Source organism: Shewanella sp. FJAT-52076 (genome assembly GCF_019457455.1).
GTDB lineage: Bacteria > Pseudomonadota > Gammaproteobacteria > Enterobacterales > Shewanellaceae > Shewanella > Shewanella zhangzhouensis.
Genome location: NZ_CP080415.1, coordinates 1,454,679 through 1,481,316, shown reverse-complemented (window position 1 = coordinate 1,481,316; position 26,638 = coordinate 1,454,679). Strand labels below are relative to the sequence as shown.

Genomic DNA, 26,638 nt, shown 5'->3' with positions numbered 1-26,638 from the left:
GTGGAATTACTGCAAGACCCCGCCAGCCTGATACTGTTGGCGTTGGTCGGCCTGATTGCCGGCTTTATTGACGCAGTTGTGGGCGGTGGCGGCCTCTTATCGATTCCGGCGCTGCTGTCATTCGGGCTCCCTCCCCATCAGGCGCTGGGTACCAATAAATTGTCGGCCTGTTTTGGCTCAGCTACCGCCGCTTGGACCTACTACAGACAGCAACTGCTAACCCCTGCCTTTTGGCGCCACAGTGCCACGGCTACCCTGATTGGCGCCCTGCTGGGGACAATTGCCGTTTACCTTACCGACGCCGAGATTTTGCAAAAGCTACTGCCGCTCATCATCATGGCTATTGCCCTCTACACCCTGTTGAAACCCAGTGCCATAGAGCACCCCAAAGCACAGGAGCCACAGACACCGGCCAGTAGCAAACGTCAGTGGCTTCAGGGCCTGCCACTGGGATTTTACGATGGCTATGCAGGCCCAGGGATTGGTGCCTTCTGGACCTTGAGTTCCAGCCGCCTTTACCGTCTGCCGGTGTTGCAAAACTGCGCCCTGGCGAGGGCCATGACCCTGATTAGCAATATCACCGCCCTGACGGTATTTCTGATCTTTGGCCAGGTTGAGGTTGCAGTGGGTCTCTTTCTGGGCGCATCCATGATGGCAGGGGCCTACCTCGGTGCCCGCAGCGCCATTCATTTTGGGCTTCCCTTTATTCGGCCAGTGTTTATTCTGATTGTGTTTGCCGCATCCACCCAACTCGCCTGGAGAGCCTGGTTTTGAAATACGACGGATTGCTGTCACGCCTGCGCAGCCAGCTAAAAACCCTGGAACAGGAGGTGCTTCAGCACGATGCGGCGCTGCCACCCCACAGCCGTAAGCTGATGCAGGACACCGAAAGGTTTAACGAAGAGTTGTTTATCCAGCATGGTGCCCAGCTCTATCCCTGCATCGGCCAGATTGAAAAAGATATCAAACAGCTGGAGCAGCGGCTTAAGCTCAATTTAAACGCGTCCACCATCATCGCCGCCTGTGAGCGTATCAACGACAGGTTCAGTGCCGTTAAACGGGCGCTTGCCACCACAGGGATAGGCGTCAAGGCCGCGGTTCAGGCAAAAGACAGTGCCAGAAAGCGCATGCTCGCCAGTCAGGAGCGGCGTCACGATAACAGTGGTTTTGCCTGGATTGCTTCCGGCGTCATGCAAAACAGCCATCAACTCTATGAAGAGTTGAATAAACATTTGAACTGGGCCAGAAAAATCGAGTCAAAGATCGAGCAACTGGAAACAATACTTGAAAATTGTCACGGTACTGACAAAATCAAAACGCAAAATGAGATCCTTTTGATGCACCGCAGGCTCGGAAAGTGTCGCCAGGCAATCAGTTACATAGAAGATCGCATCCAGGCATTCGAGCGGCCGTATCAAAGTCACAATCGTTAAGGAGCAACAATGAAATCAGTTTTGCCTGTCGGCGCTCTGCTTGCGCTGGCCGCTTCATCCTCGGTGTTTGCCGGCAGTCTCACCATTCCTATGTCTTTTGAGTATTTGGCACTGGACGGCCAGGAAATTGCTACCAACAGTTTTTCCCACAAGGCCGAACTAGACCTTTCTCCGGGCACCCACAAGATTGCCATCCGTTATCACGATATGGTGGACGATGAGTTCAGTGACAGCCAGACCTTTGTTAAATCAGCCCCTTTCATTCTGACACTGATGGTTGATGGGGATCACGATTACTTCCTCAAACCCGCCAGTGGTGAGGTTGTCAAGCAGCCCAAGCAGTTTGCCAAAGCGCCCCAGGTCGTGGTTAACCGTGCCGACAAGGGCGAGGTAAGCTACAAAATAGTCCAGACAGACTACAAAGAAGACAGCTTTGTCGGTCGTCTCTTTGGTGGTTCCAAAGGCGTGGATATTGACGAAGCCGCCGCTGCCGCCACCGCCGCTGGCACTGCAGCAGTGGTCAGCACGACGCCCGCAGCGCCGGTAAGCCAAGCAACGGCCCCCGCAGTCGCTGACACTGTCGCACCCGCAGCAACCAGCCCGGTTCCTCCAGCTGTTGGCGGCGCTCACGCGCAGCAAATGCTGCAATACTGGTGGCTGCAAGCTGATGAAAAAACCCGCAAGGAGTTTATGAGCTGGGCAATCAAACAGCTCTGAAATGATCCCTCTGGTCTATCACACCAGCTATTCCAAGCTGGTGTTGCCCCCAAAGCATCAGTTCCCCATCACCAAGTACGCCCATCTCCGGCAGCATTTGCTGGAGTCTGGGCATGCTTTGGAAGCGCAGTTTGTCTCACCTGAACCGGTGGACGCAGCCTTTATCAAAGGTGTACACGACCCGGGCTACGTAAATGCCTTTCTCAGTGGCAATCTGTCACCGCAAGCCATTCGCAGGTTGGGGTTTCCCTGGAGCCACGCCTTGGTCGAACGCACCCTCCACTCTTTGGGCGGGTCCCTGCTTACGGCCGAGCTTGCCATGAGCCACGGCATTGCACTGCACCTTGCAGGAGGCTACCACCACGCCCACCGTGATTTTGGCAGCGGATATTGTGTATTTAACGATCTGGTATTGGCGGCAAGGCATCTTATCGACGAGGGGCATGCCGGCCGGGTGATGATCCTTGACTGTGACGTACATCAGGGCGATGGCACTGCAACCCTGTGCGCAGACATGGACGATATCATCAGCGTATCTGTGCACTGCGACAGTAATTTCCCCAGTCGCAAGCCCGCGTCCGACTATGATGTTCCGCTGCAAAAAGGGCTAGAGGACGACGGCTATCTCGATGCATTGGAGCAGATATTTCAATACCTTCTGCATCTGGAAAAGCCGGATGTCATTCTCTATGATGCAGGAGTCGATGTTCATCATGGTGACAGGCTGGGACACCTTAATATCAGTACCCAAGGCCTCCTTCGCAGAGACAAATTGGTATTAACCATGGCCAGGGACGCCGGGTTACCGCTGGCCGCTGTGATTGGCGGCGGCTACTCTGTAAATCCACTACACTTGAGCGAAAGACACAGCCAATTATTTATTGCCGCCAATCAGGTATGGCAAGGGGATAATGAATAACGCGGAGCATCTTATGCAACTCGAAATCAGAAACTACTATGAAGTGCTGCTCATGGAAATTTTGTCTGACGAAGGCTTGATGGATGAGCTTCCTGAAGATTATCTGGCCGACCTGTCCTGTATTACCCTCAATCAACTTCCCGTGCGTTATATCCGCCACCTGGTCGACACCTATTTTTTTGAGGACTATCAGGAGCTGAAGCAAATGCGCAACGAAATACAAACGGCACTGGAAAAGTCCCGGGCATTTTTGAAGAAACGTAATCTGGAGCGGCTTCGCGAACGCGATTAGATTGGTGACGTACCCAGAGCCACACCCCGGCACACGAGTCGCCTGCTGCGGTTGCTTCCTTCCGGACCTGGCCGAGTTCACAGGTTATCATTGCGGGGGGACCCTGGGTCCGCCATAGATTTCCATCAGCGATGGAACGGCGCCGATTATCCCCCAATGCCAAGCGGCAAATCAAGTTAAAACCGGAAATTAGCGCCTTTACCCTGCACAACAGCACAATAGATAAACAAAAGGCCTGCAAAGCAGGCCTTTTGTCAGTTAGAGACTCAAAACGTCCCTGTTGTCGTCCAGCACCTTCTGACCGACGCCTGCCACCTTGGTGAGGTCTTCCACACTGGCAAAGCGGCCATATTGATTACGGTACTCAACTATCGCCCTGGCTTTTGCCTGCCCAATACCTTTGAGCAACTGCAGTTCGCTTTCAGTCGCGGTGTTGATGTTGATTTTGCTGGTCTGAGGCATCTGCGCCTCAGCCTTGGGGGCTGTGTCTGTTTTGGGGGCTTCGGCGGCCAGCAGCGGTAAATGCGTCACTGCGGCGCCAAGCAAAAGGGTAACAAGTAGTTTGTTCATAGGTTCACTCCATTGAGATTTTAACGTGGCCGGGGCTCCCTTTCCTTGCCACTTCAATAACTCTAGTTACCCTTTGTAAAAGCGCAAATCTCCCGTTAGATTTTTGTCAATGCCTGAGATAAATCCGCAATCAAATCATCCACATCTTCCAGTCCAACGGAAATTCTCAGCAGGGTATCGGTGATACCCGCCTCAAGCCGTGCTTCCGGGGTGTAAGGTGAGTGCGTCATGGATGCCGGATGCTGAATAAGGGACTCGGCATCCCCCAGACTTACGGCAATGGTGAATACCTTAAGACTGTCGACAAAATTGATGGAACCCTCGATATCTGACTTAAGCTCAAAGGCAATAACGCCCCCGGCGCGGCGCATCTGCTGACCCAGGAATCGGTGTCCCTGATGGCTCTTAAGCCCCGGGTAGTAGACTCGTCCTACCCGGGGGTGAGCCTCAAGGAAATCCGCAATTTTTTCCGCATTATCACAGTGACGCTGAACCCGCACGTCCAGGGTTTTCATGCCCCTCAGAATGAGCCAGGCATCATGGGGCGACATCACGGCGCCTATATCTTTGATGATTTGATATTTAACTTTATCAATCTGCTCTTTGTTGCCTGCCACCATGCCGGCAATGACATCGCCATGACCGTTGAGGTACTTGGTGGCACTGTGAATAACCATATCGATGCCGTGCTCCAGGGGACGCTGCAGCAGCGGGGTCATAAAGGTGTTATCGACAATGGTAAGCAAACCGTGGCGCTTGCCGATGGCGGCGATGGCATCGAGGTCGAACACATCAAGATGGGGATTCACCGGGGTTTCACAGAAAATCACCCGGGTATTGTCACGGATAGCGGCTTCGATGGCAGCGGGTTCTGTAAAATCCACCAAGGTCACTTCAATCCCAAAACGGGCCATCAGGTCAGTCATCAGGGCAAAGGTACAGCCATACACGGCACGGCTCGCCACCAAATGTTCGCCCTGGCTCAGATTGGCAAGCAGCGCCGCTGACACCGCGCCCATACCGGACGCCGTGGCGGCTGCAGCCTCGGCCCCTTCAAGAATGGCCAGCTTGCGCTCAAGTTCTGCTGTGGTGGGGTTTCCCAGGCGGGTATAGATGTAACCGGCTTCGTCACCGGCAAAACGGGCACCACCCTGACGGGCGTTGTCAAATACAAAGGTCGCACTCTGATAGAGGGGACTCACCAGCGCCCCCATGGCATCACGCTCGTGGCCACCATGAACAACGAGGGTGGCTAACTTGCTTTTCTCCTGCATAACTGCTCTCCCAAAAGCACCACCTTAAGAAATTATAGGTTGTGGCGGTGGTGTGGGCACTAACATGACGGCCCCGGACGCAAACGCCAAGGGCCGCAGCAGAATTAAGCGTCAGCTATTTGTAAAATCTTTGTTACGACGCAGACGGCTATCCACCTGGCCATTTAGAGTGCTACTAAACAAAGACTTAAGTTCGACAAGCAGTTGCTGATGGATACGGGAAAGCTTGGGTTTCTGATCAGTTTTGAAGGTCAGTGGCCGGCAAAGCGCCATGGCCTGGTAGCCAAGCCGGGCAGTGAGCAGCCCGCCTCCGAGGCCCTGAGCCAAGCGGGCAGACAGCTTGCCTGTCATCTCCACCGACAGCAGTTGACTGCCAAGGTCGGTCACAAGCTCGGTAGTCCCGGCATAGAAGATATTGACCAGAATGGCGCGGATAAGCCGGATGCGGCTCCAGTAACCCAGCTCCACACCGTAGCAGTCAGCCACGTCACGGATCATCTTTTGATTACGCCACAGGATGATACCCATATCGAGCACCGCCAACGGGCTTGCCGCCAGCAGCGCGGCCGACTCCATGGCGTAGCGGCTGACTTTGCGCTTGGCTGCTTCATCCTGGGCTGTGAGTACACACTCCTCGTAAAGGGTCAGCTTTTCCGCGTCGTTATGGTCATCCCGCACCAACCCCTTGAACTTGTTGAGAGCCTCTTGCGGCGCCTTGGCACTAAGGCCGTCAATAAACGCGTCGGCCTCGCCGATTTGTACACTTTCACGAATTCGAGTCCCCTGCTCTCTCGCGTCATCTGTGGCTTTAAGACGCTTGAGCAGCCGGTATTCGCGCCAGGCGGCACTAAGCCCCCAGGTGAGCACCAGCACAAGCACCACACCATATAGTCCAAACAGCCAGGGGCTTTGACGATACGCATCCATCAATCCCAGTGCGGTTTCGGTGACCACAAGTACACCCAGGCCTGTGAGTGCCCACTTCGCCAGCGGCGACCAGCGGCGGCCCTTCAGCCCCTGCAGGGTGATATGGGCATCGAGGGGTGACAGCGCCTGTTCAAGTTCGGTTTCATCGAGGGTGCGCACCTCGGTCTCGACGGCGAAGCGTTGGGTGCCGGCAAGGGCATCATCGCTTGGCTGCTCGGATTCAAAGCGGCGCGCGGGCGCCAGCGGCGTCTCGTCTTTCATGATTTCAGTCATCTCCTGCTACTAACTGGTTCCCACTCAGGCAAGCTTATCGCCGAGCAGGTATTCCAGCAGATGATCGAGGCGGATATGGGCCATGGGGCTCTCGCCATTTCTGGCCATGGGCGCAAACTGCACAAATTCAAAGCCCTGATTTTGCCAGAAATCCGGTTTGGGTAAGCTTTGGGGCACTTCGCCGGGAAACAGCGTAATGGGCTTGCCGGTAGCAAGCTCGGTGCCTGTGACCACTTCCACTTCGCCATTTTCGGTATTGACCATCCCAGGCCGGGTGGCGCGAATGGCACTGATGGCCATGGCCTCAACCTGACAACCTTCAAAGCGAGCGAAGTGCTCACTTCGCCCGAGCATTTGTTTAAGCAGCCCGAGCACCCGGCCCTGCTGATCCCGGGTCACATGGTCGATTTTACTTGCCGCAAACAGAAGCTTATCGATGCGAGGGGAAAACAGTCTTTTAATCAGGCTCGATTGACCAAACCTGAAGCTTTCGAGAATGCCATCCAGCGCCAGGCTCATGTCTTCAAACTGGGCCCGGCCACGATTAAGTGCACTGAAGCAGTCCACCAACACCAACTGTCTGTCAAAACGGGCGAAATGACGTTTAAAGAAGGGCTCGACCACCGCATCCACATATTCGCGATAACGGCGACAAAGCTGTCCATAGGCGCTGTCTTTGCCCGCTTCTGCAGCCCGTTTGTGGGACGCATCATCCAGCGGCAGTGGGAAGAACGCCAGCAGCGGCGCGCCTTCAAGCTCCCCGGGCAGCAACATGCGTCCGGGCTGGGCAAAATAATAGCCCTGACTATGTACAGACTCTTCAAGGTAGGCGCGATACAGGCCTGCGATACGTTCAAATTCTTCATCGCTTAACGGCTCATCGAGGCGAACCCGGCTCGCCGCCTCAATAAAAGCCTTCAAAGACTCGGATGGCGTGCGCTTGTTGATGGCAGCAAACACACTCTGACTCCAGCTGGCATAGTCCTGCCGCAGCATGGGTAAGTCCAAAAGCCATTCACCGGGGTAGTCCACCAAATCAAGATACAGGGTGGACACATCAGAGAGTTTTGATAACAAGCCTCCTTTGGGGCGATAGCGGATTTCGAGCCTGAGCTCAGACAAATTGCGGGTAGATGCAGGCCAGCTTGGCGGCGTATGTGATAAGGCCGCCAGTGCCCCCTGAAGGTCAAAACTGGCAATGTTTAAATCAGGCTGACTGGCGCGGCGAACACCAACCAGTCTTTCATCGCGGCTCACCTGCCACAGTGGTAGGTTTTTATCGTTTGCAGCGGTGGCACTCAGAAGCTGATGAACAAGACCTGTGATAAAGGCGGTTTTCCCTGCACCCGAGAGGCCGGTTACCGCCAGTCTTAAATGCCGGTCTGTGCTCCTTGCCAGCAGATCGCGTGCCTTTTGTGTGAGTTTATCCACCGGGCTGCTCGCCATAGAATCTCCTGTGTCATTCCCTTAACGGCGTCTTTGTTTTATACGCTGCCAACAAAGACAAAGGGCGACCGAGTCGCCCGTAGTCAACTTAAAGGTTATTGATTTGCCGCTTTAAGTCGTAGTTGTCTGATGTCACGTAGCGCTCGAGTGACCGGAGCCTGGACTCCAGGGAGCGAAAGCGACTGTTCACATCGGCCAGTGCCTGTTTGGCGGGTTCTCCGGCCTGCCAGACCTTGCGCTTGACCTCGATGTCACTGATGTCGTCGTGGACTTTGGTGGATGCCGGCTTTACATCCAAAATCATCCACAGGGCCACGTAAAGAATGAAGATGATACCTGAGCCGCCAAGGAGGAAGATGGACACTGCCACCACTCGCACCAACCAGGTCTCGAAGCCGAAGTACTCGGCGACTCCGGCGCAGACCCCGGCGATTTTGCCTTGCTGGGGTATGCGATAGAGGGTCCTGCCATCACGCGTGCTCATGCTTGTTCCTCCACTCAGGAGACTCGGCGTCCAGAATGGCTTCCAGAGTCTCGATACGCTGATCCATCTTGTCAGCCAGGGCGATGAGTTCGTTAAGCTGTTTGAACTCTTCGTCGGTAAGTCCCTGGCTCACCTGCCGCTTGCTGCGGTAATGCAGAACCAGCCATATGGGTGCCACTATCACCATGAAAATAATAATGGGCGCCATCAATACATCCATATCCATAACTCACCTCCCCCGAATAATTCATTACTTGCCAGCTTTTTCTTTGGTCTTGCCCTTCATTTTAGCCTTCAGGGCTTCCAGCTCGGCATTCACTGAATCTTCGGCCTGCAGGGCGGCAAATTCGTCGTTCAAACTGGATTTGTTGGCCAGATCGTAAGACTCCACCTGAGCTTCCAGGCTTTCGACACGTTGTTCATACTGCTCGAACTTCAACATGGCATTGTCGATTTTGCTTGAATCCAGCTGCTTTTTTACCTCAAGGCGGCTGGAAGCAGTCTGCTTGCGCATGATGATGGTCTTCTGACGTGCCTTGGCGTCGGCCAGTTTTTCCTGAAGCTGAGTCACTTCTTCTTTCAGACGCAGGATATGGTCTTCAACCACTTCCAGCTCACGCTGCAGGGTGTCGGCCAGGGTAGAAGCTTTTTGCTTTTCTACCAGGGCGGCACGGGCCAGATCTTCACGCTCTTTGGAGATGGCCAGCTCGGCTTTCTCTTCCCAATCCTGCACCTGGGAGTCAACCCGGGCGATGCGGCGAAGGATGTCTTTCTTCTCGGCCAGAACCTTGGCTGAGGTAGAACGCACTTCCACCAGAGTGTCCTCCATTTCCTGAATGATAAGGCGAACCATTTTTTCCGGATCTTCTGCCTTGTCCAGCAGGGCACTGATGTTGGAGTTAATGATGTCCGCGAAACGAGAGAAAATACCCATAATTCAATCCTCACATATAGTTGGTTGTCGCTATGAGTAATACACAGAGCGTGCCAACTTTGGTTTTTATATATTTTTCAATAACAAAGACGATATTTTAAGATTCGCTTTATTTTATAAGTGCAGACACCTATTATGAATTTCACCACTTGTTAGCGAATAAGACCAACAAAAAGTGCCCAACGCATTTAAACAGGATAACCTCATCGGACAGTCCAATGCACTACTGGAAGTGCTTGAACATGTCTCACGAATCGCTCCCCTCTCCAAGCCTGTGCTGATTATTGGAGAACGAGGTACCGGCAAGGAACTGATCGCCGAGCGTCTGCACTATCTGTCCCAGCGCTGGGATCAGAGTTTTCTTAAGCTAAATTGTTCATCTTTGAGTGAAAATCTACTCGAAAGTGAACTCTTTGGCCATGAGTCAGGTGCCTTTACCGGCGCCAAGGGGCGTCACGAAGGCCGCTTTGAGCGTGCCGATGGCGGCACCCTGTTTTTGGATGAGCTGGCCAACACCTCCGGACTTATCCAGGAAAAGCTGCTCAGGGTCATCGAATATGGCGAGTATGAGCGTGTGGGTGGCAGTAAAACGCTGCAAGCCGATGTGCGCCTTATCTGCGCCGCCAACGAAGACTTACCATCATTGGCCGAAGCCGGCGAGTTTCGCGCCGACCTGCTGGACAGACTCGCCTTTGACGTAATCACCCTGCCGCCGCTGAGAAGCCGTAAAGAAGATATCATGCCGCTGGCCGAGTATTTCGGTGTTGGCATGGCGCGTCAGCTGAAACTGGAATATTTTCCGGGATTTGCCCCCCACGCCATTGAGCAGCTGATGAGTCATCAGTGGCCCGGAAACATCCGCGAGCTCAAAAACGTCATTGAACGCTCAGTGTATCGCAGCGGTGCCGATGGCGAGCCCATCGAACACATAGTGCTGGACCCCTTCGATTCCCCATGGCGGCCAAAAGGCCGGATTAAGACCCGGGAGCGCCAGGTTCTGCCCGCGCTGGCGTCGGAGCCCAAATCAGAGCCCCCATTGGTAACAACTGCTGCCGTCAGTGAAGGCGCGCCAACGCCAAGTTTTCCGCTGGATTTGAAAGAGCATCTGGAAGCCGTAGAAAAAGACCTCATCCAACAGGCGCTGGCAGCAAGTCAGTTCAATCAAAAAAAATCGGCGGATATGTTGGGGCTCAGCTATCACCAGCTGCGCGGGATCCTGAAGAAATACAATTTACTGGATAAGGCATAAGTGGATTGCCGGGGGCGGCGAGCGGCTGTTAGAATCAACCATTACCGCTTACATCAATAACGATTCTTTAATGAATGCGCTGACAACCCGGCTCTATCGGTTTGCTTTGCTGCCCCTTCTAGGTGGTTGGCTCGCGGCCTGTGGCCATCAGCAATTGCCACCTGGGGTGGTTTACTGCTCCGAAGGCAACCCTGAATCATTCAATCCCCAGACAGTGACCTCCGGCACCACTATCGATGCCACATCCCAACAGATATACAGTCGTTTGGTGGATTACGATGCCGAAGAAGGCAAGATAGTGCCTGCGCTGGCCGAGCGTTGGAGCATCAGCGACGACGGTTTGGAATATCGTTTCGTATTGCGTCAGGGCGTGCAATTTCATCATTCAGCCAAGTTCACCCCCAGTCGCCCAATGAATGCCGACGATGTGCTGTTTTCGTTCCAGCGCATTCTCGATGATGAGCATCCCTTCCACTGGGTTTCCCGCAGCGGCTATCCATTTTTCCAAAGCATCGATTTTGCCAATCAGGTTGCCTCGGTTACCAAGGCCGGCGATAACGAAGTGGTGTTTAAACTCAATCACACCGATGCATCGTTTTTATCGAATCTTGCCACGGACTTTGCCGTTATCCTGTCGGCCGAATACGCAGCCCAGCAACTGAGGGCAGGTACCCCGGAACAGCTCGACATCCAGGCCATAGGCACTGGACCGTTCCATTTGGTGGAATATGTAAAGAACGAATATATTCGCTACCGTCGCCACGAAGACTATTGGGGCAAGGCCCCTGAAATAGACATGCTGGTGTACGACATCACCTCCAAGAGCACTGTGCGCTTGTCAAAGCTCATCACTGGCGACTGCAGCGTGTCGGCCCTGCCCAAAGCCGGTGAACTTGATTTGATTGAGGCCCATCCTGAGCTTACGTTGGAGTCAAAACCTGGCCTCAACGTAGCCTTTTGGGCATTCAATACCCAAAAAGCGCCATTCAATGATGTGCGGGTACGAAAAGCCCTGTCGCTAGCCATCGATAAGCGCAATATTCTTGCGGCCGTATATCAGGACACCGCTGTCGAGGCGCAAAGCCTGCTGCCGCCCTCTTCCTGGGCGTATGCCAGGGATTATGAACTCGACATAGACTATTCGCCCTCCAGAGCCATGACCCTTCTGGCGGACGCCGGCGTTCGTAACCTCAACATTGATATCTGGGCCATGCCGGTTGCCAGGGCATACAACCCCAACGCCCTGAAAACGGCAGAACTCATTCAGGCGGATTTGGCCAATATCGGGGTAAAGGCCAATATCGTCAGTTATGACTGGTCGGTGTTTACCCAAAAATTGAATCAGAGCGATTATGACTCTGTGCTTATTGGCTGGAACGCCGACAACAGCGACCCTGACAACTTTTTCAGCCCGCTTTTGAGCTGCGCCTCCATGGCATCGGGAAGTAACCGCTCACGTTGGTGCAACCCTGCATTTGACCAGCTGCTGTCCAGAGCCCGCTCGACCACCGACAGATTGGAGCGCACCGCCCTCTATCAGGAGGCTCAGGCCACAGTTGCCAAAGAATTGCCACTGTTTGCCTTTGCACACGCCAAGCGCTCGCTGGTACACCGCACCAATATCCAGCATATGCCGGTAACACCTTTTGGCGGCATTGCCTTTGCCGACATCCAGCCCGCAACGGGGGAGGAGAACTGATGGGTATTTACCTTATCCGCAGACTGAACCTCTTTATCGCTACCTCCATATTGATGGTGAGCATTCTGTTTCTGGCAACCAGCCAGTTCCCAACGGACAGGGTGTATGCCCTGACAGGCATCGACAATCCTTCCGGCGAGCAGGCACTTCAGATTATCGAAGATTATCAGCTGGATAAGTCAGAGTTCCGCCAGTATATCGCCTATGTTCAGCAGCGACTGACCGGTAATCTGGGTATTTCCACCACCTCTCAGCAGAGTGTGGCCAAAGAGCTGGCCACTGTGCTGCCGACATCCTTTGAGCTGGCGTGTTTTTCTGGCTTATTGGCGCTACTTCTTGGGATCCCACTCGGGGTTTTGGCTTCCCACAACCAACATAAGCTGACCCAGCATGCCATTATGGCCATTACCCTCACCGGCTATTCAGTGCCGGTGTTTTGGCTTGGCTTATCGTTGTCGTTGTGGTTTGGCGTGCGTCTGGGTTGGTTACCAATCTCGGGCCAGATCAACCTGCTTTACGAAATCAAACCTGTCACCGGCTTTATGCTGATTGACACCCTGCTGTCAGATTCAAGTTACCGTATTTCGGCGTTCAAGGATGCGCTGGCGCACATCGTTTTGCCGGCAGTCACCTTAGCGGTGCTGCCCTTTACCGTGGTGGTGCGTATTACCCGCGCCGCCATGGTCAACGTGATGAACCAGACTTATATCCGTGCCGCCGAGGCGCGTGGACTGCACACGGGCATGATCATCCTGAAACATGCGCTGCCCAACGCCCTCATCCCTGTGCTGAAGCACCTGGGCCTGATGCTCGGTGCGTTCGCCAGCTATGCCATTGTGGTGGAAGTGATTTTCTCCTGGCCCGGTGTGGGCTCCTGGCTGGTGTCAGGTATCTATCAGCGTGATTACACTGTCATTCAGGGCGGGATTCTGGCGGTTGCCCTGCTCATTATTTTCCTGAGCATCCTGATTGAAGTGATACACACAGCCTCCAACCCGCTGAGCAGGAAAGAACTTTATGCCTCAAATTAAGATTTATCAGGAAGACGACATTCCGTCTCCCATGAGGCGGCTCTGGCAGGCATTTGCATCCAACCCCTTCGCCCTGGCGGGGCTTTGGGTCATCATAGGGCTGCTGTTTTTCACCCTGTTGGGGCCCTGGCTTGCGCCCTTTAGTCCGGAAGCGCAAAACCCCAAAGCCTTGCTCTTGCCTCCCTCCTGGGATCCCGCCGGTACGGTGGAACACTTTTTGGGCACCGATGACCTGGGCCGGGATATATTCAGCCGCATCCTGCATGGTGTACAGCTGACATTCGGCATGTCGCTGGCCGTGGTGATTACGGCGCTGCTGCTTGGCTTTGTCATAGGTGCCATCTCGGGCATGATGAAAGGGCTGAAATCCAGTATTCTCGGTCACCTCCTGGACGCGCTCCTGTCTATTCCATCACTCTTGATGGCCATTCTGGTCGTCGCGGTGCTGGGGCCGGGGCTTGGCAATGTATTTTGGGCCGTGGGTATTGCCCTCACCCCACAGTTTGTGCGCGCCATTCATCAGGCCATCCACGAAGAACTGCAAAAAGAATATGTCACGGCCGCCCGCCTCGATGGCGCCAACAGTGCCCAGATTTTCTGGTACGTGATCATGCCCAACGTCTGGGAAGTGGTGATCATTCAAACCACCCTCGCCATTTCCACCGCGATTCTGGATATTGCCGCACTGGGCTTTCTGAATCTGGGGGCTCAGGCGCCCAGCCCCGAGTGGGGTGCCATGGTGTTTCAGGGGCTCGATAACCTGCTGACCGCCCCCTGGACCATGACCATTCCCGGGCTCGCGATACTCTTTACCGTGCTTGCCGTTAACCTGGTGGGCGATGGATTACGCTCGGCCCTCGCGCCGATAAAGAACTGATTATGCCGCTACTGGATATTCGCAATCTCACTATCGAACTCGACACCCCACAAGGGCGGGTCAAGGCGCTGGAAAAAGTCAGCCTGACGCTCCATGCAGGTGAAATTCATGGCTTGGTGGGCGAGTCGGGCTCGGGTCGCAGCTTGCTTGCCCGGGCCGTTTTGGGGATCCCGGGGCCCAACTGGACCATCACCGCCGACCGCATGATGTGGGATGGCCGTAACCTTATGGAAATGAGCGATGTCGAACGCCGCAATCTGATGGGCAAAGACATGGCGATGATATTTCAGGACCCTTCCGGTAGCCTCGACCCGGTCATCACCATTGGTGCCCAGCTGATTGAAGCCATGCCCGCCGACAAGAATGTGCCCTTCTGGCGACGTGGTCGTGAGCGGCGGCTGACGGCACAAAAATGGCTGCACAAGGTGGGGATCAAGGATCCCAAGCGGGTCATGGCCTCCTATCCCTGGGAAACCTCCGAAGGCGAATGCCAAAAGGTGATGATTGCCATGGCGCTGGCCAATCAGCCAAGACTGCTGATTGCCGATGAACCGACCAACTCCATGGAACCCAGCACCCAGGCCCAGATTTTCCGCCTCCTGGCACAGCTCAATCAGCTGCAGGGGGTAACCATTATGATGATTAGCCATGAGCTTGAGACCCTGGCGGACTGGTGCAACAACCTCACCGTGCTTTATTGCGGTCAGGTGATGGAATCCGGTCCCATCGATGAGCTTATCCGTGAGCCACTGCACCCCTATACCAAGGCGCTGATGGATCACCTTCCCGATTACCGTGGCAACCTGCCCCACAAGAGCCTGATGCCGGTATTACCGGGGTCGGCGCCGGCCTTACAGCATTTACCTATAGGTTGCCGCCTCGGACCACGCTGCCCGGAAGCCAGGCGCGAGTGTGTCCATCAGCCGCAGTTGCAGCACCAAAAAGACAGATACTATGCCTGTCATTTCCCTTATCGCACGGAGACGAATAATGACGACACCGCTGCTTAAGGTCACCGGTCTGTCGAAGCGCTACTTCACCGGTTATCACAGGTTTAAGCGCCAGTATAACGAGGCCTTGGCTCCCATTTCATTCGAGCTTGGCCGTGGCGAGACCCTTGCCATTGTCGGCGAGGCAGGCTCAGGCAAGAGTACCCTTGCACGAATATTGGTGGGCGCAGAGCAGCGCTCCAGCGGTGATATCCAGTTCGAAGGCGAATCGCTTGAGAGTCGCAACCTAAAACAGCGTTGCCGGCTTATCCGGATGATTTTTCAGGACCCCAATACCTCGCTAAACCCCCGTTTATCAATTGGCGAGCTGCTCGAAGAGCCGTTGAGGTTCAATACAGATATGTCAGCACATGAGCGCAGTGTTCAGGTCACTGAAACCCTGCGCAAAGTTGGGCTCTTACCTGAGCATGCCGATTTTTATCCGCATATGATTTCTGAAGGTCAAAAACAGCGGGTGGCAGTGGCTCGGGCGCTGATGCTTAGCCCAAAGGTGATTATTGCCGACGAGGCGCTGACCGCGCTGGATCTTTCTGTTCGCTCACAAATTCTCAATCTGCTGTTACACCTGCAAAAGGAAATGGGCCTGTCTTACATCTTCGTGTCCCATAACCTCAATCTGGTGCGCCATGTGAGCGACAAAATCATGGTGCTGCACAAGGGCCAGCTTGTAGAAAAAGGCCCGGTGCAAAAGGTATTCGAAAGCCCGGAGCATGAGTACACCGCAAGGCTGATTGCCGAGCAAACCCGTCAGGTGAGAAAGCGCTGAACTCATCCAACCACCGGGGTGAATTGTAAAAAAGGAGCTGCCTTCGGCCGCTCAAGTCATTATTCTATTGCCAGTGTTGACTGAAGAAGCATAAACATGATTATCAAACCAAAAATTCGTGGATTTATTTGTACCACCACTCATCCGGTAGGCTGTGAAGCCAATGTGCTGGAACAGATTAATCTGACCAAGGCCCGTGGCCCCGTCGTCAATGGTCCCAAGCGCGTGCTGGTTGTTGGCTCCTCCAGTGGCTACGGTCTGTCTTCCCGCATCGCGGCAGCCTTTGGCAGCGGTGCAGCCACCATAGGCGTGTTCTTTGAAAAGCCAGGTACCGAGTCCAAACCAGGTACTGCAGGCTGGTACAACTCCGCCGCCTTTGACAAGTTTGCCAAAGCTGAAGGCCTGTACAGCAAGAGCATCAATGGCGATGCCTTCAGCCATGAAGCCAAAGCCAAGGCGATTGAGTTGATTAAAGCCGACCTGGGGCAAATCGACATGGTGGTTTACTCGCTGGCATCGCCCGTGCGTAAACTGCCTGACAGCGGCGAGCTGGTGCGCTCATCACTGAAGCCTATCGGTCAGCCATACAGCTCAACCGCAGTGGACACCAACAAAGACACCATCATCGAAGCCAGTGTTGAGCCCGCCACCGAGCAGGAAATTGCCGACACTGTCACCGTAATGGGTGGTCAGGATTGGGAACTGTGGCTCAACGCCCTGGATGAAGCCGGTGTTCTGGCCGATGGCTGCAAGACCGTGGCTTACTCCTACATTGGTACTGAGCTGACCTGGCCTATCTACTGGCACGGCGCGCTGGGCAAGGCCAAGATGGACCTCGACCGCGCCGCTCACGCCCTGAATGACAAGCTGGCAGCCAAAGGCGGCAGCGCCAACGTGGCCGTACTCAAGAGCGTGGTGACTCAGGCTTCTTCTGCCATTCCTGTGATGCCACTGTACATCGCCATGGTATTCAAGAAGATGCGCGCCGAAGGCCTGCATGAAGGCTGTATGGAACAAATCCTGCGTATGTTCTCTGAGCGTCTGTACAAAGCCGATGGCAGCGCACCTGAAGTAGACGAAGACAACCGTCTGCGTTTGGATGACTGGGAACTGCGTGATGACATTCAGCAGCATTGCCGCGATCTTTGGCCTCAGATCACCACCGAAAACCTGCCTGAGCTGACCGACTACTTCGAGTACAAGGCCGAGTTCATCAAGCTGTTTGGTTTTGGTATCGAAGGCATCGACTACGAAGCGGACGTCAATCCTGAAGTTAACTTCGATGTGATTGAGCTGTAAGCACAAACGCTTTGCAAAGACGCCGCTATGCGGCGTTTTTTTATGGCTGAAAATCAGCATAATAGACACAATCAGCTAAAGATTGAGGATTCAAGGTGGACTGGCAACAACTTCTTGGTGATGAGAAACGCTCTCCCTACTTTCAAGACACCCTTAAGTACGTCAATGAGCGCATACGCGCCGGAGTGACCGTCTATCCCCCGAAGGCCGATATCTTCAATGCCTTTAGATTTACTCCCCTTGAGCAGGTAAAGGTGGTGATATTAGGGCAAGACCCTTACCACGGGCCCAATCAGGCGCACGGTCTGTGCTTTTCAGTAAAATCCCCATGCCCACCCCCTCCCTCTTTACAGAACATCTTTATCGAGCTTACAAATTCAATCCCGGGCTTTATTGCGCCTTCCCATGGCGACTTAACTCATTGGGCGAATCAAGGCGTGTTGTTACTCAATACCGTATTGACAGTGGAGCGCGGACAGGCACATTCCCACGCCCATCTGGGATGGGAGCGGTTTACCGATGCGGTGATACGCGGCATCAGTACCCATAGTCATGGGGTTATATTTTTACTCTGGGGTAGTCATGCCGGCAAAAAAGCGGGATTGATTGACGGCAGCAGGCATCAAGTACTGCGAGCGCCGCACCCGTCACCATTGTCTGCACATAAAGGCTTTTTTGGCTGCAATCACTTTGCCAAGGTCAATGACATGCTGAGACATCAGGGTAAATCGCCCATAGACTGGCGACTGTGAAGCGGCTTAGCAAGCTTTCATAAAGCCCGCAAAACCCTGCCCTGATGACGAAACCTCTCGTGTTCGTAAACAAAAAAGCCAGCCCAAGGGCTGGCTTTTAATGCTGCAACTTATCGTTATTCCGCAGCAGCGTAACTGATTTCGGCTTTTGCCTTCAGCGAGTCGATAACGCCGCGATAGGCAAGCTCGGTATACTGGTTGCTCAGACGCTGAGCAAGGGCCTGCACCAGAGCGTCTTCAACGCCCTCTGCTGCGTTAACCTTGTCCAATACTACCAGCGCATAACCGGAAGCCATGCTGATGGTATCAGCGCCGCCTACGGCCAATTGGAAGCCCTTGTTCACGATGGAGGGATCCAGCTCACGGTCGAAACGGGCAACTTTGGCTTTGGCAGTCAGCTCCAGTGCTTCACCCGCCTTGAACTTGGCCAGCAGTTCCTGCGCCTGCAACTTCGCCGCATCGTTGGCCTTGTCCTGGGTAAGACGGGCCACGATACCGGCTTTGACTTCATCAAATGGTAAAGTACCGGCTTGCTTGTGCTCTTTAACGCGCACAACGGCCACATTGTTGTCACCAAGATCAATCACGTCGCTGTTCATGCCGCTCAGCAGTACCTGCTCAGAGAACGCCGCCTTGATGAGTGCTGGGTTGCTGATGTCAGCCGGTGGCATTTCACGGGCGAAAAGACCAGTGGTTTTCACTTCAAGCCCGGTGGCCTTGGCCGCTTCGGTCAGGCTGTCTGGGACTTCGTAACTGGTATCGGCCAGTTTTTGCTGCAGGCTGTAGAACTTGTCCAGCGCATCTTTTTCTTTGATCTGGGCGAAGATGCGGTCCTTCACTTCGTCAAAGCTGGCCTGTGCACCGCCCTGCAGGTCAAGCAACTTGATGATGTGGAAACCATAGGCGGTTTTCACCACAGCGGAATACTGATCTTTTTCGAGACCAAACAAGGCTTCGTCAAACGCAGGATCCATCACTCCCTGCTCAAACCAGTCAAGCTGACCACCCAGCTCACCACTGAAAGTGTCTTCGGAGTCGGTTTTGGCGAGCTCAGCAAAGTCTGCACCGGCCAGAAGCTTGGCATAAATCGCATCGGCTTTGGCTTTTGCGGCAGCTTCGTCGTCGCCCAGGTTCACCAGGATATGGGCAGCCAGACGTTTTTCAGGCGTCTTGTACTGGCTCATGTGCTCGTCGTAATAGGCTTTTGCCTGCTCGTCGGTCACGCTCACGTCATCGGCAAGTGACTTGGCAGACAGCGTAAGGTATTCAAGGCTCACCTGCTCAGGTTTTATAAACTGGTCGGGATTGGCATCGTAGAAGCTCTTGGCTTCATCGTCGGCCACTGTGATACCTGCTTCGAATGGCTGGGACTCAACCACCAAATAACGCAGGTCACGGGTCTGGCCTTGCAGATCGGCAACTGCCTTGCTCTCAGATGGCAGCACAAACTCACTGCCTATCAGGGCGTTCACCAGCTGACGACGGGTCATGTCGACACGCATCATGTCGCGGAAGCTGTTGGTTTGGTAACCGAGCTGACGCAGGATAGCCAGGTAACGCTCGTTGTCAAACTTGCCTTCGGTTTGGAAGGCGGGCTCTTCCATGATGGCTTGTTTGATTTGCTCATCGGAGATGCGCAGCCCCATTTCACTGGCAGTTTGATCCAGCAATTTGTCGGCAATCATACGCTCGAGCACACCCTGTCTGATGGAGCGCAGGTAGTTATCGTCGGCGGCCAGGGTCTGGAACATCTCACCCAGTTGCTGCTCCATACGTGCCTTTTCGTTTTGGAAGGCTTGCTCCAGTGCTGAGACGGGAATTTCTTCGCCGTTCACTGTGGCAGCCGCAGGTTCGGTGGAGGAGCCCAGATAGCTGCTCACACCGGTAAAGGCAAAAGAAAGTATCACCAGCACCAGAATGCTCTTGGCAATGGTACCCTGGGCACCTTCACGGATCTTTTCTAACATCAGACGTCCCGCTTGTTACTCTTGTGATTGAAATAAAAAAGCGCATCTTTGTGAGGATGCGCCTTTATGTAACTTTTCAGGAATGACCTTGAATGCTTCGTCACTCCGGTGCTGCGCTTAGTTGCTCAACACCTTCAATTCGTAAAAAGCACTGCAGTGGCAGTGCTTGAAGAACGAAAGCCTACAAAGGCGAGTCAGTATTAGTTGACTGCGTCTTTCAGTGCTTTACCAGCTTTGAACGCTGGGATCTTGGCGGCAGGGATTTTGATCTCTTTGCCAGACTGTGGGTTACGGCCGGTACGCTCAGCACGCTCACGAACTTCAAAAGTACCAAAACCAACCAGGGAAATTTTACCGCCGTCCTTCAGACCTTCAGTCACAGCAGCGATGAAAGAGTCCAGTGCGCGACCGGCAGCAGCCTTGGAAATATCGGCACCAGAAGCAATTTTCTCGATCAGTTCAGATTTATTCATGTCATCCCCTTGAATGTAGTTTTTGCGCCGCAACCAAATCCTTCTCTAGAGCGGTCTGCGGAGGCTTTTATAACAAGCTTGAAACCAAAGTTCAAGCGTCAACGAAAAAGCAAAGAATTAAAGTTGGATACAGCTCAAAGCCAGCCCTGCCAAGGGTTTGGGAGGTACTGGCTCTCCACGAACCTAGGCTACCACAGGTCAAGGGTTTGTTAAGCCCCTTTTTTCACTTTTTTTAAGCCTGTAGCGCACTTTTTTGCCTTATCCGGCGTTTTTGACCACTTCGAAGCCTTCAACCGGGCGCTCCAGCGCCAATTTCAGCACTTCGTCCACCCAACGAACCGGGTGAATTTCCAGATCTGCCACCACGTTAGCGGGGATTTCTTCAAGGTCACGTTCGTTTTCTTTGGGGATAAGCACATGCTTTATACCACCACGGTGAGCCGCCAGCAGTTTCTCCTTAAGACCACCGATAGGCAGCACTTCACCGCGCAGGGTAATCTCACCTGTCATGGCTACATCCGCGCGAACCGGATTACCTGTCAGGGTTGAAACCAGTGCGGTACACATGGCGGCACCGGCTGATGGACCATCCTTTGGCGTGGCACCTTCAGGCACGTGCACATGGATATCGCGCTTCTCATAGAAGTCAGGGTTGATACCCAGTTGCTCGGCACGGGCACGCACCACTGTCATGGCGGCCTGAATCGATTCCTGCATCACATCGCCCAGAGACCCCGTGTATGTAAGCTTGCCTTTACCCGCCACCGAAGTGGCTTCAATGGTCAAAAGGTCACCGCCAACCTGAGTCCAGGCAAGACCTGTTACCTGCCCTATCTGATTATTGGACTCAGCCTTACCATAGTCGTGACGCTGAACACCCAGGAATGACTTAAGGTTGTCACCGGTCACATCCACGTGTTTCACCGCTTTATCCAGCAAAATTTGCTTCACGACTTTACGGCAAATCTTCGACAGCTCACGCTCAAGGGCGCGGACACCTGCCTCACGGGTGTAGTAACGGATAATGCCCAGAATCGCGCCATCATCGACGCTGATTTCCTGTGGCTTAAGGCCGTTACGCTCAACCTGCTTTGGCAGCAAATGCTGCTTGGCGATGTTGAGCTTTTCGTCTTCGGTGTAACCCGACAGACGAATCACTTCCATACGGTCGAGCAGCGGGCCTGGAATATCCATGGAGTTACTGGTTGCCACAAACATCACATCGGACAGGTCATAATCGACTTCCAGATAGTGATCGTTAAAGGTAGCGTTCTGCTCGGGATCCAAAACTTCCAGCAGAGCTGAAGCCGGGTCGCCGCGCATGTCGGAACTCATCTTGTCGATTTCATCCAGCAGGAACAGTGGGTTTTTCACCCCAACCTTGGCCATCTTCTGGATGATTTTGCCTGGCATTGAGCCGATGTAGGTACGACGATGACCGCGGATTTCCGCTTCGTCACGGACGCCACCCAGCGCCACCCGCACATATTTACGGCCGGTAGCCTTGGCAATGGACTGACCGAGCGAGGTTTTACCCACACCTGGTGGACCCACCAGACACAGGATTGGGCCTTTAAGCTGTTTCACCCGGGTCTGTACCGCCAAATACTCAAGGATGCGCTCTTTGACTTTTTCCAGTCCATAGTGGTCTGCATTGAGCACCTGCTCGGCCTTGGAGAGGTCGCGCTTGATTTTGGAGCGCTCAAACCAGGGCACTGAGGTCATCCAATCAACATAGGAGCGCACCACAGTGGCCTCGGCTGACATCGGAGACATCATCCGCAACTTGTTCAGCTCTGCCTGGGCCTTGTCTTTGGCATCAGCCGGCATCTTGGCCTCTTCAATCTTGCGATTGAGGGTCTCAAATTCATCATGGCCGTCGTCGAGATCGCCAAGCTCCTTCTGAATGGCTTTCATTTGCTCATTCAGGTAGTACTCGCGCTGGCTCTTCTCCATTTGCTTTTTCACGCGGGAGCGGATGCGCTTCTCCACCTGCAGCAAATCGATTTCGCCTTCCATCATGGCCATCAGGTACTCGAGGCGCTCACCCACGTTCACCATTTCGAGCACAGACTGTTTGTCTTCAAGCTTGAGTGGCATATGGGCGGCCATGGTGTCGGCAAGGCGAGCAGCCTCATCGATGCCGGACATGGAGGTCAGCACTTCGGGAGGAATTTTTTTATTGAGCTTGATGTAGCCTTCAAACTGGGCGATGGCACTGCGCACCAACACCTCTTCTTCCTTGTCTTCCAGTGGCGCCGAAGGCAGCTCTTCGATGCGGCCGATAAAGAAAGGCTCTTCCTGTGTGTAACGGGCCACACGGGCTCGACGCCCCCCCTCAACCAGCACTTTAACTGTACCGTCAGGCAGTTTCAGCAGCTGCAGAATGGAGGCGATGGTCCCCACCTCAAAAATGTCGTCAGCACCGGGCTCATCCAGATCGGCATCTCGCTGAGCGACAAGCATGATCTGCTTATCTTGGGCCATGGCCGTTTCCAGGCAGCGAATAGACTTTTCACGACCCACAAATAACGGAATGACCATATGGGGGTACACCACCACATCTCGCAGGGGTAATACCGGCAATTCGAAATGCGCTTCACGCTCTTGGGACATAATTCGATTCCGTATCAGATGGACTATATTCGAGTATATTGGGGCTGTTTCGGCCCTTTCAATGGCATAAATGTAAAAAAGGAGCCCAATTGGACTCCTTTATTCGTGCTTTCAACGCGGATGGGCAATTATTGGTCGCCGCTGGCCGCCTGAGATTCGGTCTGCTCGTAAATCAGGATAGGCGCAGACTCGCCCTTCACCACTGACTCATCCACCACCGCCTTGCTCACACCCTGTTGGGACGGCAAGTCATACATGGTATCCAGCAGAATACCTTCCACAATCGAGCGCAGACCACGGGCGCCCGTTTTGCGTGACATCGCCTTTTGAGCAATGGCCTTAAGGGCGTCTTCACGGAACTCAAGCTCAACGTTTTCCATCTCAAACAGCGCTGCATATTGCTTGGTGAGCGCGTTCTTTGGCTCAGACAAAATTTGGATAAGTGCGTCTTCATCCAGCTCTGCCAGGGTAGCGACCACAGGCAAACGACCGATGAACTCAGGGATAAGGCCGTATTTAACCAGATCTTCCGGCTCAACCTGCGAGAGGATGTCAGACATGCTCTCTTTTTCTTCCTTGCCCTTTACCTGAGCACCGAAACCAATACCACTGCCGGTGTGGGTACGTTGCTCAATCACTTTCTCAAGGCCAGCAAAGGCGCCACCACAAATAAAGAGGATCTTGGAGGTATCAACCTGCAAAAACTCCTGCTGCGGATGTTTACGGCCGCCCTGAGGAGGCACGGCAGCAACGGTACCTTCGATGAGTTTCAGCAGCGCTTGCTGCACGCCTTCACCGCTCACATCACGTGTGATGGAGGGGTTGTCGGACTTGCGGCTGATTTTATCGATTTCATCGATATAGACGATGCCACGCTGGGCCTTTTCCACATCGTAATCGCATTTCTGCAGCAGCTTCTGAATAATGTTCTCAACGTCCTCACCCACATAACCGGCTTCGGTCAGGGTAGTGGCATCGGCCATGGTGAAAGGCACATTGAGGAAGCGCGCCAGGGTTTCGGCCAGCAGTGTCTTACCACTACCTGTGGGACCAATGAGCAGAATGTTGCTCTTACCCAGCTCTACCCCATCTTTGGGGCCTGCGTTACGCAAGCGCTTGTAGTGGTTGTACACTGCCACCGACAACACCTTCTTGGCCTTTTCCTGACCAATGACGTAGTCATCGAGGTGCGCTCTCAGCTCATGAGGCGTTGGCAGCTTGTCCTGATCCCGCTTTGGCGAAATCTCTTTAATCTCTTCGCGAATGATGTCGTTACACAGTTCAACACACTCGTCGCAGACGTACACGGATGGTCCGGCGATCAGCTTTCGCACTTCGTGCTGGCTCTTTCCGCAGAAGGAGCAATACAGCAGTTTGCCGCCATCACCAGTCTTGTTCTCACCCATTAGTTTACCCCGTTTGCGACCTGTCAGTCGCTTGTCTCTCTATCTCAACCTTTCAATCTGAGCTTAGCCCAGAGAGATGCAAAAATCAGCGGCTGGTCAGCACTGAATCAATCAGACCGTATTCTACGGCCTGGGTTGCACTCATGAAATTATCGCGGTCAGTGTCACGCTCAATCACTTCCATTGGCTGGCCAGTGTGGTGCGATAACATCTGGTTGAGTTTGTGTTTGATACCCAAAATTTCCTGCGCATGGATAGCGATATCCGATGCCTGTCCCTGGAAACCACCCAAAGGCTGGTGGATCATTACCCTGGAATTTGGCAAACAATGACGCATGCCTTTTTCACCACCGGCAAGCAGGAACGCGCCCATACTGCAGGCCTGACCGATACAAACGGTACTGACCTTGGGCTTAATAAACTGCATGGTATCGTAAATCGCCATACCCGCAGTTACGCTGCCACCGGGTGAATTGATGTAGAGATAAATCTCTTTATCTGGATTTTCGGATTCCAGAAACAGTAGCTGCGCAACAATCAGGTTAGCCATGTGCTCTTCAACCTGACCCACCAGGAAGATGACTCGCTCTTTCAGCAGACGTGAATAGATATCGTAGGAACGCTCACCTTTTGCGGTTTGTTCCACCACCATGGGCACGAGCGCATTGAATACTGATTCCGGTGCGTTATGCATTTATCCCTTCCCTAAATAAAAATGGCCCGCATGAGGAGCCTCATACGAGCCATTATAAATGGCTTAACGCCAATCAAGTCAAGCTGCGGTTAAGCGCGGCCGGTAGCCTTGTTCATAAATTCTTCAAAAGCAACTTCCTTCTCGGTCACTTTTGCAGATTTCAGCAGAGCTTCAACGGCTTGCTCTTCCAGAGCCACGTTACGCATGTTCTGCATCAGCTCTTTGTTACCGTTGTAGTACTCAATCACTTCGGCTGGGTCTTCATAGGCAGAAGCCATAGAAGCAATCAGCGCCTGAACGCGTTCTTCTTCTACTTTCAGCTCGGTAGACTTGATAACTTCGCCCAGCAGCAGGCCCACTTTTACGCGGCGCTCGGCTTGCTCAGCGAACAGCTCAGCTGGCAGCTCAGGCATGTTGGCAGCATTGCCACCGAAACGCTGAACGGCTTGACGACGCAGTACGTTGATTTCGCCATCGATAAGTGCCTTTGGCAGCTCGATGTCGTTGGCAGCCAGCAGACCGTTGATCACCTGCTCTTTCACGTTGGCTTTCAGGGCCTGATCCAGCTCACGGCTCATGTTTTTGCGAATTTCGGCCTTCAGAGCCTCAACGCCGCCATCGGTGATACCGAACAGCTTGGCAAACTCGTCATTTACTTCTGGCAGGTTAGCCGCTTTCACCTCAGTCAGGGTGATAGCAAACTTGGCCGCTTTGCCCTTCAGGTTTTCAGCGTGGTATTCCTCAGGGAAGGTCACGTCGATTTCGAATTCTTCACCGGCCTTGTGGCCTTTGATGCCTTCTTCGAAGCCAGGGATCATACGACCGCTGCCCAGTTGCAGCTCAAAGCCTTCGGCCTTGCCACCCTGGAACTCTTCACCGTCTACGCTGCCAACAAAGTTGATAACTACTTTGTCGCCTTCTTCAGCGGCACGTTCGACTGCGTCGAAAGTAGCATGTTGCTTGCGCAGGGTTTCAATCATGCTGTCTACGTCAGCATCGGTCACATCAGCTTTTGGCTGTTCAACTTCGATGGCATCCAGACCTTTGAGTTCTACTTCTGGATACACTTCAAAAGTGGCAACAAATTCAAACTTGTCGGCATCGCTTGCACCAGGCATGAAAGTAGGTGCGCCAGCTGGATTCAGCTTCTCGGCGATGATGGCTTCAACAAAATTGCGCTGCATGATTTCGCCAGTCACATCCTGACGGATAGCGGCGCCGTAGCGCTTGCTGACAACGCTCATTGGTACTTTACCAGGACGGAAACCAGGGATACGGGCACGCTTGGCTTCGCGCTTCAGGCTCTCGTTAACCAGTTTTTCGATCTGCTCGGCAGGTACAGAGATGGTCAGGCGACGCTCTAAGCCTTGAGTTGTTTCAACAGAAACTTGCATTGTTTTACCTCGAAATATGTCTAACGTCCTTTGTAAATAGCCGAGTGTTCAACTATTAAGGTGTTCGTTTCTTGATCTTTTAAATTGACTTTAATGCCTGTCACGACGGGCGCGTCGGCACTGGTCGCTGATGGTT

The 26,638-nt window shown here is 53.7% G+C and carries 26 protein-coding genes and 1 other RNA gene; 13 read left to right on the top strand and 14 right to left on the bottom strand.

The annotated features are described in order from the left end of the window. Genes K0H79_RS06400 through K0H79_RS06380 form a run of 5 tightly spaced genes read left to right on the top strand, consistent with a single transcriptional unit; the run spans window position 1 to window position 3,361 of the window. Window positions 1–774 carry a TSUP family transporter gene (locus tag K0H79_RS06400; RefSeq protein ID WP_220067280.1) on the top strand — a complete coding sequence of 258 codons (774 nt, stop codon included), beginning with the start codon at window positions 1–3 and terminating at the stop codon, window positions 772–774. Further along, a complete protein-coding gene (locus K0H79_RS06395) occupies window positions 771–1,433 on the top strand; it encodes a primosomal replication protein (protein ID WP_220077698.1) in 663 nt (220 codons plus the stop codon). The genes K0H79_RS06400 and K0H79_RS06395 overlap by 4 nt, the downstream gene beginning before the upstream one ends. Before the next feature lie 9 nt (window positions 1,434–1,442). After that, window positions 1,443–2,150 carry a DUF2057 domain-containing protein gene (locus K0H79_RS06390; protein WP_220077697.1) on the top strand — a complete coding sequence of 236 codons (708 nt, stop codon included), beginning with the start codon at window positions 1,443–1,445 and terminating at the stop codon, window positions 2,148–2,150. 1 nt (window position 2,151) lies between these two features. Next, window positions 2,152–3,069: a histone deacetylase gene (locus tag K0H79_RS06385; RefSeq protein WP_220077696.1), complete on the top strand. Its 918-nt coding sequence runs from the start codon at window positions 2,152–2,154 to the stop codon at window positions 3,067–3,069. Between the two features lie 13 nt (window positions 3,070–3,082). Further along, entirely contained in the window at window positions 3,083–3,361 is a 279-nt protein-coding gene (locus K0H79_RS06380) for a late competence development ComFB family protein (protein ID WP_220067276.1), read from the top strand. 10 nt (window positions 3,362–3,371) lie between these two features. Here the strand turns inward: K0H79_RS06380 and ffs are convergent. From ffs to pspA, 8 genes are all read right to left on the bottom strand, one after another. After that, window positions 3,372–3,468, bottom strand: an RNA gene (ffs, locus tag K0H79_RS06375) — signal recognition particle sRNA small type. Between the two features lie 151 nt (window positions 3,469–3,619). Next, window positions 3,620–3,931: a ComEA family DNA-binding protein gene (locus K0H79_RS06370; protein WP_220077695.1), complete on the bottom strand. Its 312-nt coding sequence runs from the start codon at window positions 3,929–3,931 to the stop codon at window positions 3,620–3,622. A 95-nt stretch (window positions 3,932–4,026) separates the two neighbouring features. Next, window positions 4,027–5,205, bottom strand: a complete 1,179-nt coding sequence (locus K0H79_RS06365; protein ID WP_220077694.1) for a PLP-dependent aspartate aminotransferase family protein — start codon at window positions 5,203–5,205, stop codon at window positions 4,027–4,029. A 111-nt stretch (window positions 5,206–5,316) separates the two neighbouring features. Continuing rightward, window positions 5,317–6,393: a YcjF family protein gene (locus K0H79_RS06360; RefSeq protein WP_258405485.1), complete on the bottom strand. Its 1,077-nt coding sequence runs from the start codon at window positions 6,391–6,393 to the stop codon at window positions 5,317–5,319. A 36-nt stretch (window positions 6,394–6,429) separates the two neighbouring features. Beyond that, window positions 6,430–7,851 carry a YcjX family protein gene (locus tag K0H79_RS06355; protein ID WP_220077692.1) on the bottom strand — a complete coding sequence of 474 codons (1,422 nt, stop codon included), beginning with the start codon at window positions 7,849–7,851 and terminating at the stop codon, window positions 6,430–6,432. An 88-nt stretch (window positions 7,852–7,939) separates the two neighbouring features. Beyond that, window positions 7,940–8,335, bottom strand: a complete 396-nt coding sequence (gene pspC, locus K0H79_RS06350) for an envelope stress response membrane protein PspC (protein ID WP_126166362.1) — start codon at window positions 8,333–8,335, stop codon at window positions 7,940–7,942. Beyond that, window positions 8,322–8,561, bottom strand: a complete 240-nt coding sequence (gene pspB / locus K0H79_RS06345) for an envelope stress response membrane protein PspB (protein WP_203326551.1) — start codon at window positions 8,559–8,561, stop codon at window positions 8,322–8,324. The genes pspC and pspB overlap by 14 nt, the downstream gene beginning before the upstream one ends. Window positions 8,562–8,585: 24 nt before the next feature. Continuing rightward, complete coding sequence (gene pspA, locus K0H79_RS06340) at window positions 8,586–9,269, bottom strand: phage shock protein PspA (RefSeq protein WP_220077691.1); 684 nt, start codon at window positions 9,267–9,269, stop codon at window positions 8,586–8,588. A gap of 175 nt (window positions 9,270–9,444) precedes the next feature. Here pspA and pspF point away from each other — a divergent pair, with 175 nt between their 5' ends. From pspF to ung, 8 genes are all read left to right on the top strand, one after another. Beyond that, window positions 9,445–10,518 carry a phage shock protein operon transcriptional activator gene (gene pspF / locus K0H79_RS06335; protein WP_220077690.1) on the top strand — a complete coding sequence of 358 codons (1,074 nt, stop codon included), beginning with the start codon at window positions 9,445–9,447 and terminating at the stop codon, window positions 10,516–10,518. Between the two features lie 70 nt (window positions 10,519–10,588). Then, a complete protein-coding gene (locus tag K0H79_RS06330) occupies window positions 10,589–12,217 on the top strand; it encodes an ABC transporter substrate-binding protein (protein ID WP_220067269.1) in 1,629 nt (542 codons plus the stop codon). Then, a complete protein-coding gene (locus K0H79_RS06325) occupies window positions 12,217–13,248 on the top strand; it encodes an ABC transporter permease (RefSeq protein WP_220077689.1) in 1,032 nt (343 codons plus the stop codon). Before K0H79_RS06330 ends, K0H79_RS06325 begins: the two co-directional genes overlap by 1 nt. Next, window positions 13,235–14,125 (top strand): ABC transporter permease subunit, encoded by an 891-nt coding sequence (locus K0H79_RS06320; protein WP_220067268.1) that lies wholly within the window; start codon window positions 13,235–13,237, stop codon window positions 14,123–14,125. The genes K0H79_RS06325 and K0H79_RS06320 overlap by 14 nt, the downstream gene beginning before the upstream one ends. A gap of 2 nt (window positions 14,126–14,127) precedes the next feature. Then, window positions 14,128–15,135, top strand: coding sequence for an oligopeptide/dipeptide ABC transporter ATP-binding protein (locus K0H79_RS06315; protein ID WP_220077688.1), 1,008 nt, complete (start codon window positions 14,128–14,130; stop codon window positions 15,133–15,135). After that, on the top strand, window positions 15,116–15,901 hold the full coding sequence (locus tag K0H79_RS06310; RefSeq protein ID WP_220067266.1) for an ATP-binding cassette domain-containing protein: 786 nt from the start codon (window positions 15,116–15,118) through the stop codon (window positions 15,899–15,901). Before K0H79_RS06315 ends, K0H79_RS06310 begins: the two co-directional genes overlap by 20 nt. A gap of 96 nt (window positions 15,902–15,997) precedes the next feature. Next, window positions 15,998–17,200, top strand: a complete 1,203-nt coding sequence (gene fabV / locus K0H79_RS06305; protein WP_220077687.1) for an enoyl-ACP reductase FabV — start codon at window positions 15,998–16,000, stop codon at window positions 17,198–17,200. A gap of 95 nt (window positions 17,201–17,295) precedes the next feature. After that, window positions 17,296–17,952 (top strand): uracil-DNA glycosylase, encoded by a 657-nt coding sequence (gene ung, locus K0H79_RS06300; RefSeq protein WP_220077686.1) that lies wholly within the window; start codon window positions 17,296–17,298, stop codon window positions 17,950–17,952. Between the two features lie 116 nt (window positions 17,953–18,068). Here the strand turns inward: ung and K0H79_RS06295 are convergent, their stop codons facing one another. The 6 genes from K0H79_RS06295 to tig all read right to left on the bottom strand — a co-directional run bounded on the left by K0H79_RS06295 (window position 18,069) and on the right by tig (window position 26,502). Continuing rightward, on the bottom strand, window positions 18,069–19,919 hold the full coding sequence (locus K0H79_RS06295; protein ID WP_220077685.1) for a SurA N-terminal domain-containing protein: 1,851 nt from the start codon (window positions 19,917–19,919) through the stop codon (window positions 18,069–18,071). A gap of 200 nt (window positions 19,920–20,119) precedes the next feature. Beyond that, a complete protein-coding gene (gene hupB / locus K0H79_RS06290; protein WP_011759343.1) occupies window positions 20,120–20,392 on the bottom strand; it encodes a nucleoid-associated protein HU-beta in 273 nt (90 codons plus the stop codon). A gap of 258 nt (window positions 20,393–20,650) precedes the next feature. Continuing rightward, complete coding sequence (gene lon / locus K0H79_RS06285) at window positions 20,651–23,008, bottom strand: endopeptidase La (protein WP_220077684.1); 2,358 nt, start codon at window positions 23,006–23,008, stop codon at window positions 20,651–20,653. 128 nt (window positions 23,009–23,136) lie between these two features. After that, on the bottom strand, window positions 23,137–24,414 hold the full coding sequence (clpX, locus tag K0H79_RS06280; RefSeq protein WP_011759341.1) for an ATP-dependent protease ATP-binding subunit ClpX: 1,278 nt from the start codon (window positions 24,412–24,414) through the stop codon (window positions 23,137–23,139). An 85-nt stretch (window positions 24,415–24,499) separates the two neighbouring features. Further along, window positions 24,500–25,108, bottom strand: a complete 609-nt coding sequence (gene clpP, locus K0H79_RS06275; protein ID WP_011759340.1) for an ATP-dependent Clp endopeptidase proteolytic subunit ClpP — start codon at window positions 25,106–25,108, stop codon at window positions 24,500–24,502. A gap of 89 nt (window positions 25,109–25,197) precedes the next feature. Next, window positions 25,198–26,502 carry a trigger factor gene (gene tig / locus K0H79_RS06270; RefSeq protein WP_220077683.1) on the bottom strand — a complete coding sequence of 435 codons (1,305 nt, stop codon included), beginning with the start codon at window positions 26,500–26,502 and terminating at the stop codon, window positions 25,198–25,200. Window positions 26,503–26,638 lie beyond the last annotated feature (136 nt).